The sequence below is a fragment of the Micromonospora sp. WMMB235 genome (genome assembly GCF_001855515.1).
In the GTDB taxonomy this organism is placed as follows: domain Bacteria; phylum Actinomycetota; class Actinomycetes; order Mycobacteriales; family Micromonosporaceae; genus Micromonospora; species Micromonospora aurantiaca.
The window spans coordinates 1-14697 of sequence record NZ_MDRX01000002.1 but is presented as its reverse complement, the minus strand read 5'-3'; the positions used below and the strand labels follow the sequence as shown (position 1 = coordinate 14697).

Sequence of the window (14697 nt, the reverse complement as noted above, 5' to 3'; positions counted from 1 at the left end):
GCGGCAGGTTACGCTCCCCGGCCGCCTCAAAGATCGACTCCAAGCCGTACACATCGCCGCCCAGCTCACTGTCGATCCACCCCGTCGGGTCGTCGTGCTTCCAGCCGCGGCGAAACCAGTCGAGCACGTTCGCATCAGGCAGGGTGACAACGCGCTTACTGTATGGAGAATCCTCTCGCCAACGGCACACGAAGTACATGCGCTGACCCTAGGCAGCGGATCCGACAGGATCTTCCCGACCGCACCGAACGGCCGCTCCGGAACCACCACGCGATGACGCACGCTGTGGCGTCGCTTAGCCGGAGGCCGACGCACCTTGCTGGTACTCCGCCCACAACTCCTGCGCCTCGCGCGCCATCACCTGCGCACGGCGCGCCTTCTTCTTGCTGAAGCTTGGCGTGCCCCCGGGCCGTCGCGTCTGCCGCGATCCGCGACCGGACAGTTTCTCGAGCCGTGCCGCCTGATCCTCCAGCGCATACGACAAATCTTGAGATTGGCGGCCCGGTTACCGGCGACGGCCTCGCGAGCGACCGCGATCGCTTCCTCGCCGAGCGCCAGCGCCTCGACCGTACGGCGGCGTCGTCCAGCCACACCGCCTGCCGCCGCAGCATCTCCGCGTGTCGCGACAGGATTGCAGGCCGGTTCGACCGTCGCTACCTCACGCTGCAGTTCAAGGGTCTCCTCGCCAACGGCCAGGGCCTCGTCGAGCCGGCCGGACCTGGCCAGGCCGTTAGCCAGGTTCAACAGCGACAGCGCCAGGTCCCGCAGGTGTCCGGCCGGTTGTCCGCAACGAGTTCCCGACGCAACTGCACTGCCTCTGTCGTAAGGGCGAGGCTGGCCTGTCGATCCTCGGTGACGGCTCCCTGATTGCCCACCGCCTCGGCCAGCCTCGACAGGTATACCGCCCGGTCGACAGCGGCCAGAGCGCGATACAGCTTCACCGCCTCATCGGTCGCGGCCGCGGCCTCCGCCCGCCGGTCCATCTCGCTGAGCCGCCCGCCGTACGTGTCCAGACACGAGGCGAGGAGCGGATGATGCACCTCGGGCTGGGCTGCGACAAGTTCACGACTCAGTTCGACCGCCTCCGCGGCCGCCGCCAGAGCCTCCGCCGTCCGTCGTACTCCCGCCAGACAAACCGCCTGGTTCTTCAGAGCAGTCGCCAGGTAGCCGAGACGCCGCGGCTGGCTGCCCGTCATCGACTCACGGAAGTGCGCGACCGTCTCGGCGCCGACGTCGACCGCTTCCTCCACCGCCCTGCCTCGAACAGCCGGTTCGCGTGCAGGCTCAAGACCCTGCCCAGGGCGTCGTGCATTTGCGAGCCGACCGGTTGATCCACAGCCAGCCTGCGCAGCAACTGCAGGGCACGGTCGCTGACCTGCAGCGCCTCGGCGTGCTGGCCGGTCGCCGCCAAACGCCATCGCGTAGGGCTCAAGCAGGCGCGACAGCAGGACGTCAGGACATACGTCCATCAACGCCAACGCCTCACGGCCAGCAGTCAGCGCCTCCGGCGTTCGGCCACAACTCATAAGTCGCCTGGCGAGCGCGTCCAGGGCCTCCGCGAGCTGCTCCTCGTGACGGCGGTCGATGGCGTAAAGCTCCCGGGCCAGCCGGACCGCCTCCTCCGCACACTCCAGCGCCTCCGTCGGCCGGCAGCGTCCGACAAGTAATAGGACAGGTTGCTGCATGCCAGGACGAGAGTGGGCAGAACCGTGCCACGGTCCCGTGCTGTCAAGCCAGACAACATCTCCCACAGCCCGGCGGCCCGTCTCGACCGCATCGTCGAAACGACCAGCGCGCGACAGCTCCACCGCCTCATCGACCACCGCCCCGACCTGGCGCAGCGAAGCGTCAACCCGCGTCCCCGCCGCAGCCATCTACGCCAACCCGTCGACTTCACTAGGGCGAATATAGGCCCAAATGATCAGCCCGTCGGCCCCCGTATGCCGAGCCGCAGACACTTCGGGCACGCCGAAGAGGTCACCGAGCAAGTGCCCTAGCCAGCAGGTATCCGGTGGGATTCGAGTCTCAGCGCGGACTACCACCCTTCCGCCATCTACGAGTTGACGACTCTCCGCGCGGAACAGCCGCCCCGATCCGCGGCCGGGGGGCGCCAGTCGGGTTCCACCAGCCCACCTAGTGCTCTGACCACAAACGTTGGCCGGGTTGGTCATGCGGCTCGGGAGTGTGGATCTAAGGGTGTTTCCGGCCTGACCTGCCGGGCGTTGTGCCTGGTGAGGAGGGTGCCGTGATGACCGCGACACTGAACGACCAGACCGGACGCAGGAAGCGGCCCGAGCCGTCGGCGGAGGCGAAGGCCGCCGCCGAGCTGGTCCGGGCAGCCAAGGAGCAAGGGCTGTCCCTGACCGGTCCGGACGGGCTGCTGAAGCAGCTGACCAAGACGGTCCTGGAGACCGCGCTGAACGAGGAGATGACCGAGCACCTCGGCTACGAGAAGCACGACCAGGCCGGTGTTGGTTCGGGCAACATCCGCAACGGCACCCGGTCGAAGACCGTGTTGACCGAGGCCAACGGGCCGGTGCAGATCGACGTGCCGCGGGACAGGGCAGGCACCTTTGAGCCGCAGATCGTGCGCAAGCGGCAGCGGCGCCTGTCAGGGGTCGACGAGGTCGTGTTGTCGCTGTATGCCAAAGGCCTGACGACCGGGGAGATCTCGGCGCACTTCGCGGAGATCTACGGGGCTTCGGTGTCGAAGGAGACGATCTCGCGGATCACCGACAAGGTCATCGACGAGATGACCGACTGGTCCCACCGCCCGCTGGACGAGATCTACACGGCGGTGTTCATCGACGCGATCGTGGTCAAGGTCCGTGACGGGCAGGTCGCCAACCGGCCGTTCTACGCCGCGATCGGAGTCACCCTCGACGGGGACAAAGACATCCTCGGGTTGTGGGCCGGCTCGGGCGGTGAGGGCGCGAAGTTCTGGATGAGCGTGCTGACCGACCTGCGTAACCGGGGCGTCAAAGACGTGTTCTTCCTCGTCTGCGACGGTCTGAAAGGCCTCCCGGAAGTGGTCACGAACGTGTGGCCGGCCACGATCGTGCAGACCTGCATCATCCATCTGATCCGCAACACGTTCCGCCTCACCTCCCGCAAGTACTGGGACGCGCTCAAGCACGACATCAAACCGATCTACACCGCCGTCAACGCCACCACGGCCCGGGCCGCGTTCGACGACCTGGCCGAGAAGTGGGGCGGCAGGTATCCGGCGGTGATCCGGCTGTGGGACAACGCCTGGGCGGAGTTCATCCCGTTCCTCGACTACGACGTCGAGATCCGGCGGGTGATCTGCTCGACCAACGCGATCGAGTCGTTGAACGCCCGCTACCGGCGGGCAGTCAAGGCCCGCGGCCACTTCCCCAACGAGCAGGCCGCGTTGAAGTGTCTGTACCTGGTGACCCGGTCCCTGGACCCCACCGGAGCAGGCAGAACCCGATGGACGATGCGCTGGAAACCCGCGTTGAACGCCTTCGCCATCACCTTCAGCGACCGCTTCCCAGCCGCTGAAACCTACTAACCAAGATCGCCGGAAACACCCTTAGCGAGACAGGCCCTGCGGCTCGGGTGGCGCGTTGGCCCCAGCGGCGTTGTCGTTCGCTGCGGATTTCGGCACGGTGGCGGCGTTGGGCGGTCAGGACATCGGGGTGGCGTGCGTTGGCGTTGCGCCAGCGCAGGTAGGCGTGCAGGTTGCGGGCCAGGACGGTGTGGTTGGGGTGATCCGAGCCCGCAATGACGAAGGTTCGTAGCGGCCCGAAGTGCGCCTCGATGGGGTTGGCACAGGAGGCGTAGGTCGGGGTGAAGCACATCTCGACCTTGTTCCGGGCCGCCCACTGCCGGATCTTGAACCCCTTATGGGCGGACAGGTTGTCCAGGATGCCGTAGATCGGTGCGCCGTCCGGGCGAGCGGCCCGGATCGACTTCAACGCGGCCAGGGTGTTCGCCGCGGACTTGCGGGTGCGAATGACGCCCCACAACTGGTCGTCGCCGATGCTGTAGCAGCCGTGGGACTGCCGCACGCCGTGCAGCTTGTGGTAGTTAGCCGGCAGCCTACGCGGGCGACCTTTCGGCGCCCAGCCGACGCCGCCGTGCGGTCGGACCGCCAGCGGCCCGAACTCGTCGAAGGCGAACGTGCGGTGCGGAAACTGCTCGATCACCTGCTCGATACGGGCCAGCTTGGCCTCGCGGTCGGGGTCGGTGGACTCCTTCCACGTCTTGGTGCGCTGGAAGGTGATCTCGTGTTTGCGCAGTAGTTGCCGCAGCCGCTCCCGGCCGACGACCACCCGCCGGTCCGGGTTGTGCGCCAGGTGCTCGGCGAGCTTGCGCACGCTCCATCAGGTGAAGGGCCGCCCCAGCTTCGCGGGGCGGGTGTTGGCCGTCACGACGATGAACGCCTCGTCGTCGCTACTGATCCGGCGGGGACGGCCACCCGCCCACTGAGGGTCCAGGCTGGCCATGCCGATCTCGTTGAACCGGTGGATCACCTGCCGCACGGAGTCCTCGTCGGCCTGCACGAGCCGGGCGATGACTGGCACGCTGTTGCCTCCCGCAGAGGCAAGCACGACCATCGCCCGCCGCAGCCGCACGGCCGAGCCCGTGCCCCGGCGCACAAGCCGTTGCAGCCGCTGTCCTTCTTGATCACTTAATCGACGTACCCGAACCGGCTCTGCCACCCCGACAGCCTGACGCCGCAACCCCAGCCCGACCGCCACCCAGGCCCGGCGTGTCACCAACACCGCGAACGTTTGTGGTCCGAGCACTAGCCGCGCCGAGGGCCCGTTCTGATAAGCGCGAGCGAGATCACGATCATGACGAGGCCGAGGCCAGCCAGGACAGTCGGCGCCTGCAGGAGCAGATCCTCCGTCGCGTACCCGTCGGGCGTGGCAGCCCGGGTCGGATCCGTCCTGTCGACGCGTACGTCGAGTAACTCCCCGACGCGGAACTCACTCTCGTCGAGTTCGCTGGAGAACCGCTCCCGATACCGCACGCCGTCGAACGTGTAGTCCACAGTCAGCCTCGTGGCGGAGAACGAACGCGTGATCCTGAACCGTTCGACGTGGACCACTTGGCCTGTCGTCTCGGCGCCGACGCGAACCCGCTCGTCGATCGCCTCGTTCAGCCGAACGGTGAGCAGCATCCCCACGCCGATCAGAAGGGTGCCGAGGACAACCGCGAGGACCAGCTTCAACTCTCGCCAGCCGAACGGGCTCTCCACCACCGGCCCTCCTCGCGTCTCGTCCGGCGGCCTGGCTAACTCCAGGGCGGCAGTGGTGCGACCGGGCGGACCGCGGTGAACTGATCGTGCTCATACCGGGTGGCGGCGAGCAGCAGCAGCCATTCGTCGCAGCCCTGCCACGGGTAGAGGTCGGCGGCACCGCCGCGTACGGCCCTGGGCCCGTCACCGGTGCGTGGGCGGGCATCCGCCGGGGCGCCCACAAAACCGGGAATCCACACGTCGGCGCAAATCTCGGCTGCCGAGCCCATCGCGGCCAGCCCGAACGCGTTCTCAGCGGCGGCTGTCCGCCGCTCATCGCCGAAGTCGTCGAGCAGATGGCCCTCGCCGGGTTTCTCGTCGCCGCGGAAGGTCAAGGTGGTGGTGCCGGCTCGGGCTGCGTACTCCCATTCGGCCTCGCTGGGCAGCCGGAATGGCACAGCTCGTCCAGGTCGTTCTCGGGCCGGGCCGTGCCGGAGTCCGCGTTGGCGTAGTCGTCCTCGTACTCGGGCAACCAGTGCTGGACCTGCGCGACCGTCAGCGGGTGCCGAGCAATCAGGAATGGTTCGACCCGCACCTACAGACCCATGCGAAAGGTCCCGCCCGGCACCGCCCGAAAGACCACGCCGGACGGGATATGCCGCCAGGCCGGCCGCCCGGCCACGATCTCTTCGGTCCACACGACGCCGAACGCTAGCAGTCCGGCATCACCAACCGCGCCGCCTGGTACGAGTACGAGCGCTCGGTCGGCACGGGGTCACGCTCCGGCGGTGACGGTCACCAGGCGATGGTTACCGGAACGGTCGTCTCCCTCGCTGGGCACGGTCTTGCCTGTTGGGTTCACGATTGCCCTGGCCACCGCCGCTGGTGGCGGCCGAATTCGGACTTGGATGCCGGTGGGAGGTTCGCGGCGCTCTTCGTCGGCGTACTCACGTACGGCATTGCCCAGCTGGTGTTGCTGGGCAGCTGCTTCGCGCTGTCCGGACGGCTCGACCGTGGGTCATCGTCTGGCCTCGTAGCTGGCTGGATATTGGGACTGGCCACGAGCCTGTACTACCTGTGCGGCGGGTTCGGCACCTAACGAATGCCCGGCCACCTGCACGCCATCACGCATACGGTAGGCGCGACCGAACGTTGCGCCCGGTCGGCGGCAGAAGATCAAAGGGATCCCTCCGCACAGTCAGATCCCGAGGCGTTCGATCAGCATCTCGATGTTGGGCGCAACCTCGATCCAGTCCGCCGCTGTGCTGAGGTAGATCACCGACGGTGCGGCCGACGAAGGTCTGTAGTCCAACGCAAACGGCCGGTCAGGTCCGAGGTCACCGATCAGGAGAGACCGGTCGGGATCCACGTCGCCGGGCGGGCTCTGCCGGTCCGGTTGACCGAGGTAGAACCCGCGATAGTCCTCAGGGATGTCATCGAGCCAGCGCCTGTTGGCCGTCATCCGACTCAAGGGAAGGAACTGCGGCGCTACGGCGTCATCACCGAAGACTTCCCGGTACGTCGACGACGAGCGGTCTGGAGCTACCCACCGCCCCTGCTGCAGCACCCGGAGCAGCGCAGACGGGACCGGCAAGCTGTCAATGATCATGTAACTATCGTCGGTGCTCCGAGCAGTCCCCCCACAAGACATCGACGCACACCACCAGCGGCATGAGCGGGGGGAAAAGCCGGCGAGCACAACTGCAGAGAGATTCAGGTGAATGCCAGCGGATGCCGAGCCAGCAGGGCCGCAGCGGCGATGTAGGTGAGTTAGCGCATGGTGCCTCCCGTGGACGGCTTCGCGGTCAGGCGACGCGGCGGATGCGGCGGATGGCGAGGTAGAGCAGCAGGGCGGCGACGGCGACGAAGATGCCGGTCTCGATGCCCTGGAACAGCCAGTACCGTGTTCCGGGCTGGTAGAGCTGCCAGTTGTAGGCGCCCGAGGTGATGCCGAGGTCGGCGCCGCACGCGAGGTACTGGGACCGGCGGTCGCGGTCCCTATCACGCAGGCCGGTGCCCGGGTTGACGCTGGACGCGCGGTGCCAAGTCCTCGGCTCTGACGCGGTTGCCGCCTCGCTTTGCACCTGGTCCCGCAGCTCCCAGACCGCTCCCAGGGGATGCCGGGCATGGTCCACTGTTCCGGCGCGTAACACGGGGGGTGCGGTGGAATGCCTGGTACGACGCTTCTGCCCTGGCAGGCGGGTCTCTGGGTGGCGGGTTGCCTCGAGCGTCTCGCACCGTACGTGCACGCGTGCGGCACGCTACGAGCGGCCGCGTTCTATCGAGACAGCGTCGACGCGTTCTGGACGGGGCACGGCGAGCTCGCCGCGCCCGACGCGGACCGGATCGCGGCAGTAGGCGCGAAGCTCAGAGCCCTGTGCGATGAGTACAGCGCCGAGGCGCAGATCTTCGAGGTCATAGTCAGAGCGGCCGAGGCTGCTCGGCAGCCCATGCCCGAACCCATGGAACAGCTTGTCACGCGGACGGTGGACCTCTGGTCGGAGCTGGGGTCCGACGACGACTCGGGAGACCGGGAGGCGCAGGCGCAGCGGGACACCCTGGCGATGACGCAGCAGCCTCCCGCGCAGGCGGCGGCCCAGATCCGGATCGTTTCCGCCCGGCTCGGCGCCGAATGGGCAGCCCGACTTGCCAACCACGGCCTGCTGAACGCCGACCCTAAGCGACCGGAGATCGTGATACCCCCGCACGATCTGCCCTACCAGGTCGGTGACGTGGTGGCGGTGTCATGCCCGTGGACCCCAACGGTGACCACACGCGCCGGCAAGTACTACGCGGCGGTGCGCTGGCCGTGGGGGGCCGTGCTCGATCCCGACTCGGCGTACCTGCCGAACGGCAGCGTCGCCTTCCCCGTCGACGAATCTACCGAGCCGTGGTGGCCGTACCAGCTGCGCCCGCCGGCGGCCGAACTCGACGAGGGCGACCGGTGCGCGGTTGGCGTACCGCCGACCCGGTGCTACGTGGTGCGGTCCAACCGATACGACCCGCCGATGGACGACGGCTTCCTGCCGAGACTGACAGCGAGCATCGCGCTGCTGCCGGTCGGCAGCGGATACGCCGACGCGGCAGACGTGTGGCTGGAGCGTGCCGAGCCATTCGAGATGAAGCTGCTGCACCGCCCATACGGTGCGCTTCGCTCCGGTGACACCGTCGATGACGCGGACGGTCGCCTGCTGCAGTTCGTACCGCCGTTCCTGTTCTACGCCGACGGTGCTCGAGTGCGGCCGTCGTGGCCACTAGCTTTGGTGACCCGCGACGGGGTCACGCCACCCTCGGACGCGGTCGACGCCGTCGCCACCGCGACCGCCGTCGGCGGTCATGCCGACGAAATCGCGCGCTGGCTTACCTACAGCGAGGCTCCATACACAGCCACGATCGCCGAAGAACTCTTCGACGAAACCTGAGCCGTCCACGACAGCGAGCGACCGACGCCGCGCTGGTCGACGTGCACCCGACGCCCGCCTCCGGTCATCGGTTCAACGGTTCAACGGTCGGACGTCCGGGCGTTGACCGAGATCAGGTGCACTCATCTGCCGTGGGTAGCTCGGTGCCGCCCGAGGTCATTTGGCGCCGGATTCAATTGGTGGGCCCGGCGGGTCGGCGTTTGCAGTTTCCCCTTTGAGGTGGGCCGTTCGGTAGCGGCCTCAGTCAGCCAGCGGTGATCGTAGTTCAGGTGGTCCCAGCGGGACCGCAGCCACTGACGCTTGGTCGCGGTAGCAGTTCGCCAAAGGTATCGCAGCCCGTCGGCGAGTTGATCGCGTCGCTGCGGCGCGAGAAGCCCTGGAAGCTGGTGACAGAGGTCGGCGATCATATTGGCGCGCTCACGACGTCGATCGAGTGCGTCCGCCGAATGGGCATCCAGCAGTGGCGCAGTGAGGAACCGGATCTCCAGGAAGCCCAGATGGAGTAGGTCCGCCGTCGCCGCCTCCATCGCAGCCTGGGTCGGCTGATCCGACTCCATGACAACCTCCTCTGACGAGGCGAACAGGATGCCTCACGCCGTCCGCTTCTGCCGCGATTCGCGCGGTCATGCCGGTTGCAGTTGACGATCCCGCCCCCCCCTGGGGAGCGGGGCGCTGTCCGGCCCGCCACGTCACCGGACCTCGAACGTCGCCAGCCTCGCCCGCGGGTCCGCCGCGCTGGTCCGCCACCAGGGCACCGAGCAGCACCTCGACACCTGGATCAACCGCGCCCCACGCCGGATGCCCGAATCCGCGGCTTCGCCGCCGGCCTGGATCACCGCAACACCCCCCGACAGCTCTCGGCGCCTGCTTCGCCGGCGAAACCGGATGGCGACGCGTGGCGGTGCCCGCGCATCATGACCGGGTGGACGCCCGGCGAGCGATCGCTCTGATCGATGACCTTCGGTCATTCGTCGATGGCCGCCGCGCGGAGGTGGCCCGTACGAGCGCTGCCGGAGTCGAGCTTCTTACCCGCTACGGGGATGGTCGGCTGGACGAGCTGTGGCTGGACCACGACCTGGGCGGCGACGACACCATCTGGCCGGTGATAGAGGTCCTGGAACAGGCCGCCTTCTACGACCGCCCCTTCAACATCGGTGTGGTCGTCGTCCATTCCGCCAACCCGGGCGGTGCCGCAAGAATCGCGCTTGTCCTGAGGCGCTGGGGTTACCGGGTCCGCGTCGCGTCGGGTTGCTCAGACGTCGGCTACGACAAAGGCCCTCCGGCGAGCTGATCGATCCGGCCACGCCGTCACGTATAGCAGGCTGCGACCCACCGGCTGTCGCCCGGTAGATGTCGAGGCGATACCCACTGGGTAGGCTCCGAGATCGGCGCGGTGGTTGACGGTGGCGCTGAGAGACAGGGCCGCCGTCAGCAGGGATGAAGGGCGGGCCCGGGCGGCTTGTTCTCAGGGTTGGCTCGACGGGACCGGAGCGGATGCAACTGTGAAAGGCAACCAGCGGACTGGCGATGCGAGCGCTGCCGCATCCACGCTGGACCTGAAGCCGCTTCAGAGTCGGCAGAGCCTACGCGAGGACGTAGCGCACGCCCTGCGCGCGGCTATCGTGGCTGGCAGCTTGAGGCCGGATTCGACCTACTCCGTCCCGATGCTGGCCGGACGCTTCGGCGTCTCGCCCACGCCGGTTCGCGAAGCGATCCTCGACCTGGCCAAGGAGGGCTTGGTCTCGATCGTCAAGAACAAGGGGTTCCGCGTCAAGGCCCTCAGTGAGCGGGATCTGGACGAGATCACTCAGATTCGGGAGCTTCTCGAGATTCCGGTGGTGGCCGACCAGACGGGCAGACTGTCGGAACCGCAGGTGCGGGAACTGCGGAGGTTGGCGGACAACATCGTTTCTGCTGCCGGACGTGGGGACCTGGTGGCGTACATCGAATCGGACAACGCCTTCCACCTGACACTGTTGCATGCCGCCGGGAATCAACGGCTGGTCGAGACGGTTGCCGACCTGCGCAATCACACCCGTTTGTACGGTCTCGACGCGCTGGTGGAGAGTGGAGGTCTGGTCGACTCCGCGAACGAGCATCTCGAGTTGATCGAGCTCATCGCCGGGGGTGACCGTGAGGCCGTGGTCGGCCTGATGCGGCACCACTTGCGGCACGTCCGAGGTATCTGGGCGGCCCGTCGTGAAGACTAGGACCAACGTGTTCTGTTGACACGTCCGGCCGGTCGGCTCCCGCTACGCCGCCACCGTGGCTCCTTGGAGTCAGCACCGGCACACCGAATGTGCTCGCCGGCAGCAGCTCCGGGCCCCGCTATCGCATACGGTCACGCCCTCAGCCGTTCATCGACTGCTTCGAACGGCGCCGAGCCGGGGCGATTGCACCTCTTGACGGGGCGGGCGCAGCCACTATGGTGCTATGTAACATATTACTGATGGAGGCCGCATGGAAATGGCGCCGTGGCGTGGGGTTCTCGTAGCGACCGCTCTTCCGTTCCACGCCGACCAGGGCATCGATTTCGGCGCTTACGCTGCACATGTCGGATGGCTCGCTGACAACGGCTGTCATGGCGTTGTCCCCAACGGTTCCCTCGGTGAATACCAGGCGCTCAGCAGCGAGGAACGGGCTTCGGTGGTGCGAACGGCGGTGCAAGCCGCCCCTGATGGGTTCGCCGTCGTACCAGGCGTCTCGGCCTATGGTGCCGACGAGGCACGGCGCTGGACCGAGCAGGCTGCGGAGGAAGGCTGCCCGGCCGTCATGTTGCTGCCACCGACGACGTACCGCGCTGACGAGGCAGCAGTGCTGGCCCACTACCGTGAGGTGGCGAAGGCAGGTCTACCGATCGTCGCCTACAACAATCCGATGGACACGAGGGTGGACCTGACACCCGACCTGCTGCGGCGTCTACACGACGAGGGTTTGATCGTCGCGGTCAAGGAGTTCAGCGGTGACGCCCGCCGGGCGTACCAGATCGCCGAGACGGCGCCTGGTCTCGACATCCTCGCCGGCGCGGACGACGTCGCGCTCGAATTCCTGATCGCGGGCGCGGTGGGCTGGATTGGCGGCTACCAGAACGCCATTCCGGCGAGCTGCGTTCGTCTTTACGAGGCCGCGACGGCGGGTGATCTCAGGACGGCCGTCCTCCTCTACCGGGCACTGCATCCGCTGCTCCGTTGGGATTCGCGCACTGAGTTCGTTCAGGCGATCAAGCTTTCCATGGATGTCGCAGGTCGTCCCGGTGGCTTCACGCGCAGCCGCGCCAGCCGCTGGCCCCCACCGACGCCGCGGGTCATCCGTACCACGACCGAACGGGTTGCTCGCGGGCAGGGCACCGCTGATGCGCAGTAGCCGCGTCATTTCACGTCGTCGACTCCCACACCGAGGGAATGCCCACCCGGGTGGTTGACCGGAGGCGCGCCGCTCCTGCCGGGCGACACCATGGCGCAACGTCGGGAGTACCTGACGAACCACCGGGAATGACCTGCGCACGTTTCTGATGTACGAGCCGCGCGGGCACTCCGCCATGTCGGGTGCGATCCTCCAGCCGCCCACCCGCCCGGACGCCGATGTCGGTGTGGTCTTCATCGAGGTGTCCGGGGTGCCTGCCGATGTGCGGACACGGTGCGATCGGTGTGGCCACCGTACTGGCGGAGACCGGGATGGTGCCGGTCACCGAGCCGGTGACCACGATCCGCCTCGATACGCCGGCCGGACTGGTGGTGGCGTCTGTCAAGGTCGAGCAGGGCCGCGCCACCGCTGTCACCATCCAGAACGTTCCCTCCTTCCTGGTGGAACAGGACGCCTTGGTCGAGGTCCCCGGCTACGGCCACGTCCGTTACGACCTCGCGTTCGGCGGCAACTTCTATGCGATCGTCGACCTGCCGGAGTTGGGCCTGCGACTGGACCGCATGGACAAACAACGGCTGCTGGAGGTGGGGGCTCAGCGTGATGAGAGGCGTGAACGACACCGCCCGGCCCGTGCACCCCGAGCAGCCGCACATCTCCGGATGCCACCATGTCTACCTGGCTGCGGAAGGGGCGACCGCCCGGTTGTCACGCCACAGCCATGCCATCCATCCCGGCTGGTTCGACCGATCCCCTTGCGGGACCGGCACGTCGGCGAGGATGGCGCAGCTGCACGCCCGCGGGTTGCTCCCCCTCGGACAGGAATTCGTCAACGAGTCCATCATCGGCAGCCGGTTTTCCGGTCGGCTGGTCGATACGACCACCGTCGCCGGTCGGCCCGCGGTGGTGCCGACAGTCACCGGGCGGGCGTGGCTTACCGGGTACCGCCCAGTTCTTCCTCGACCCCGAGGACCCTTTCCCGGCGGGATTCATGTTGTGAGTCTCATTCAGAGCCGTTCCCCTCAGAAGCCGGACGATGTCGTCGCGGAGCGTGTCCCGGTCACTCCTGATGGTGTGCGGAAGCTCGCTGATTCGGTCCGTGTCGCGCAGGACGCCTGGCGCCGTCGGGATCCCTCCGGCCGCGCCGCTGCCCTGAGTGAGGCGGCGGACCGGCTGCGGGCTCGGGCCGGTGAAGCGGCTGCTCTGATCGTCCGTGAGGTGGGCAAGCCGGTCGTGGAAGCGAACGCCGAGGTCAGCCGGGCCGCTGCGATCCTCGACTACTACGCCCAGTCCTGCTTCGCGGCGATCGGCGACCTGCTGGCGCCGACGCTGCCGGCGAATCAGCCGGGACTGCTGTTCACCGAACGTCGGCCGCGGGGCGTGGCTGGTCTGATCACGCCGTGGAACTTTCCACTGGCCATCCCGCTGTGGAAGGCTGCACCGGCCCTCGCCACTGGTAACGGAGTGCTGCTCAAGCCGTCGCCCGAGGCGCTGGCTTGCGGCGAGTTGGTGGCGGGCCTGTTCGACGGGCTGCTGCCCGACGATCTGCTCCATGTGGTGCCGGGAGGTGCGGACACCGGACAGGCCGTCGTCGAAGCGGCTGACGTCGTGTCCTTCACCGGCTCCGCGACGGTCGGCAGGGGTGTCGCCGTCGCCGCCGTTCGCGCCGGGCTACCGGTTCAGGCGGAGATGGGCGGACAGAACGCAGCGGTCGTGCTGCCGGACGCCGACCCTGCCACCACTGCCACGATGCTGGCAGGTGCCGCCATGGCATATGCGGGCCAGAAGTGCACCGCGACTCGGCGGATCATCGTGGTGGGCGATGCCACCGCGCTCACCGAAGCCCTGGTGGCCGCGGTGGCGGGGCTACGCGTCGGCGACCCGGCCGATGCCGGCGTCGCAGTCGGTCCCGTCATCACCGACGTCGCGCGCCGTCGAGTTCTGGACGGCGTCGCGGCAGCCCGCGCGGCAGGAGGCCGGGTTCTCACTCGTCTCGCGTCCGGGCTGACGGCCTCTATGTGGCGCCGGTGCTGCTCGATTCGGTCGACCCTGGCCATCCGGTCGCGTGCGAGGGAGACGTTCGGCCCGCTGGCCAGCATCTTCACCGTGTCGGACCCGGCCGCCGCGGCCGCTCTGGTCAACCACGTTCGGTACGGGCTGGTGACGTCCGTCCACGGCCGCGACATCGGCCGGTTGTTCGAGGTGGTCCGGGCCATCGACACCGGTCTCATCCGGGTCAACACGCCCACTACCGGAGTCGATTTCCACGCGCCGTTCGGCGGTGAGAAGGCGTCCAGCCAGGGCCCTCGAGAACAGGGCACAGCCGCACTGGACTTCTACACCTCGTTGCGCACCATCACCCTCTGTACTCCCCCACCCAGCCCCGCCGAGGAGGCCGCATGAAACGGGTCGACCTGCACACCGGTAGTCATGATCTGCCGGTCAGCCCCGCGTTGGAGGAGTTCATGCTCTCCGGGTGGGCTGACAGCGAGCGGCACGTCACACAGGTCGACGAGGTCGCCGGCTGGGCGGCGGTACGCCGGAGACAGCTGCACTGCCGTTTCTCCGGGGAACGGCTCGTCGTCCCGGCCGGAAGCTTCAAGAGGCGTTCCAACGACCAGCACACTATCCGGTTCCGCCGCATTCTGCCTATGTCTGGCTGACCGGCGACCAGTCCTCAGACGGGGGTCCTGGTCATCGAGCCGG

At 67.8% G+C, this 14697-nt stretch carries 13 protein-coding genes and 4 pseudogenes; 9 read left to right on the top strand and 8 right to left on the bottom strand.

Features of this window, described 5'->3' with window-relative positions; all coding sequences use genetic code 11:
• Both BFV98_RS32505 and BFV98_RS32965 read right to left on the bottom strand, forming a co-directional pair.
• Positions 1–199: pseudogene (locus tag BFV98_RS32505) on the bottom strand (hypothetical protein); the annotation flags it as partial.
• A 541-nt stretch (positions 200–740) separates the two neighbouring features.
• Complete coding sequence (locus tag BFV98_RS32965; RefSeq protein WP_255368380.1) at positions 741–1250, bottom strand: hypothetical protein; 510 nt, start codon at positions 1248–1250, stop codon at positions 741–743.
• A gap of 998 nt (positions 1251–2248) precedes the next feature.
• On the opposite strand from BFV98_RS32965, the gene BFV98_RS31310 reads away from it, so the two are divergent.
• On the top strand, positions 2249–3535 hold the full coding sequence (locus tag BFV98_RS31310) for an IS256 family transposase (RefSeq protein ID WP_071094963.1): 1287 nt from the start codon (positions 2249–2251) through the stop codon (positions 3533–3535).
• A gap of 37 nt (positions 3536–3572) precedes the next feature.
• Here BFV98_RS31310 and BFV98_RS32500 read toward each other — a convergent pair.
• From BFV98_RS32500 to BFV98_RS32955, 5 genes and pseudogenes are all read right to left on the bottom strand, one after another.
• A pseudogene (locus tag BFV98_RS32500) lies at positions 3573–4688 on the bottom strand (IS630 family transposase); the annotation flags it as partial.
• A gap of 86 nt (positions 4689–4774) precedes the next feature.
• Positions 4775–5233, bottom strand: coding sequence for a DUF3592 domain-containing protein (locus BFV98_RS31300; RefSeq protein ID WP_013287184.1), 459 nt, complete (start codon positions 5231–5233; stop codon positions 4775–4777).
• Between the two features lie 32 nt (positions 5234–5265).
• On the bottom strand, positions 5266–5907 hold the full coding sequence (locus BFV98_RS33170; RefSeq protein WP_357002107.1) for an SUMF1/EgtB/PvdO family nonheme iron enzyme: 642 nt from the start codon (positions 5905–5907) through the stop codon (positions 5266–5268).
• A gap of 500 nt (positions 5908–6407) precedes the next feature.
• Positions 6408–6818 carry an SMI1/KNR4 family protein gene (locus BFV98_RS31285; RefSeq protein ID WP_083395210.1) on the bottom strand — a complete coding sequence of 137 codons (411 nt, stop codon included), beginning with the start codon at positions 6816–6818 and terminating at the stop codon, positions 6408–6410.
• A 196-nt stretch (positions 6819–7014) separates the two neighbouring features.
• Entirely contained in the window at positions 7015–7344 is a 330-nt protein-coding gene (locus BFV98_RS32955) for a hypothetical protein (protein ID WP_030275327.1), read from the bottom strand.
• Between the two features lie 33 nt (positions 7345–7377).
• Here BFV98_RS32955 and BFV98_RS31275 point away from each other — a divergent pair, with 33 nt between their 5' ends.
• Entirely contained in the window at positions 7378–8631 is a 1254-nt protein-coding gene (locus BFV98_RS31275) for a hypothetical protein (RefSeq protein ID WP_071094274.1), read from the top strand.
• 122 nt (positions 8632–8753) lie between these two features.
• On the opposite strand, the gene BFV98_RS32150 is transcribed toward BFV98_RS31275, so the two are convergent.
• A complete protein-coding gene (locus tag BFV98_RS32150) occupies positions 8754–9188 on the bottom strand; it encodes a hypothetical protein (protein ID WP_143025306.1) in 435 nt (144 codons plus the stop codon).
• A 365-nt stretch (positions 9189–9553) separates the two neighbouring features.
• Between BFV98_RS32150 and BFV98_RS31270 the strand changes: the two genes are divergently transcribed.
• The 7 genes and pseudogenes from BFV98_RS31270 (at position 9554) to BFV98_RS31245 (ending at position 14654) form a co-directional block, all read left to right on the top strand.
• A complete protein-coding gene (locus BFV98_RS31270) occupies positions 9554–9922 on the top strand; it encodes a cyclic-phosphate processing receiver domain-containing protein (protein WP_030275322.1) in 369 nt (122 codons plus the stop codon).
• A gap of 211 nt (positions 9923–10133) precedes the next feature.
• Positions 10134–10841 carry a GntR family transcriptional regulator gene (locus BFV98_RS31265; protein WP_013476197.1) on the top strand — a complete coding sequence of 236 codons (708 nt, stop codon included), beginning with the start codon at positions 10134–10136 and terminating at the stop codon, positions 10839–10841.
• Between the two features lie 250 nt (positions 10842–11091).
• A complete protein-coding gene (locus tag BFV98_RS31260) occupies positions 11092–11994 on the top strand; it encodes a dihydrodipicolinate synthase family protein (RefSeq protein WP_071099095.1) in 903 nt (300 codons plus the stop codon).
• Positions 11995–12142: 148 nt separating this feature from the next.
• Positions 12143–12193, top strand: a pseudogene (locus tag BFV98_RS33165) (hypothetical protein); the annotation flags it as partial.
• A 19-nt stretch (positions 12194–12212) separates the two neighbouring features.
• Positions 12213–12548 (top strand): annotated as a pseudogene (locus BFV98_RS32950) (proline racemase family protein); the annotation flags it as partial.
• Between the two features lie 55 nt (positions 12549–12603).
• Positions 12604–14394, top strand: coding sequence for an aldehyde dehydrogenase family protein (locus tag BFV98_RS31250; RefSeq protein WP_304441955.1), 1791 nt, complete (start codon positions 12604–12606; stop codon positions 14392–14394).
• Positions 14391–14654 carry a hypothetical protein gene (locus BFV98_RS31245; RefSeq protein WP_071099092.1) on the top strand — a complete coding sequence of 88 codons (264 nt, stop codon included), beginning with the start codon at positions 14391–14393 and terminating at the stop codon, positions 14652–14654. Before BFV98_RS31250 ends, BFV98_RS31245 begins: the two co-directional genes overlap by 4 nt.
• Positions 14655–14697 lie beyond the last annotated feature (43 nt).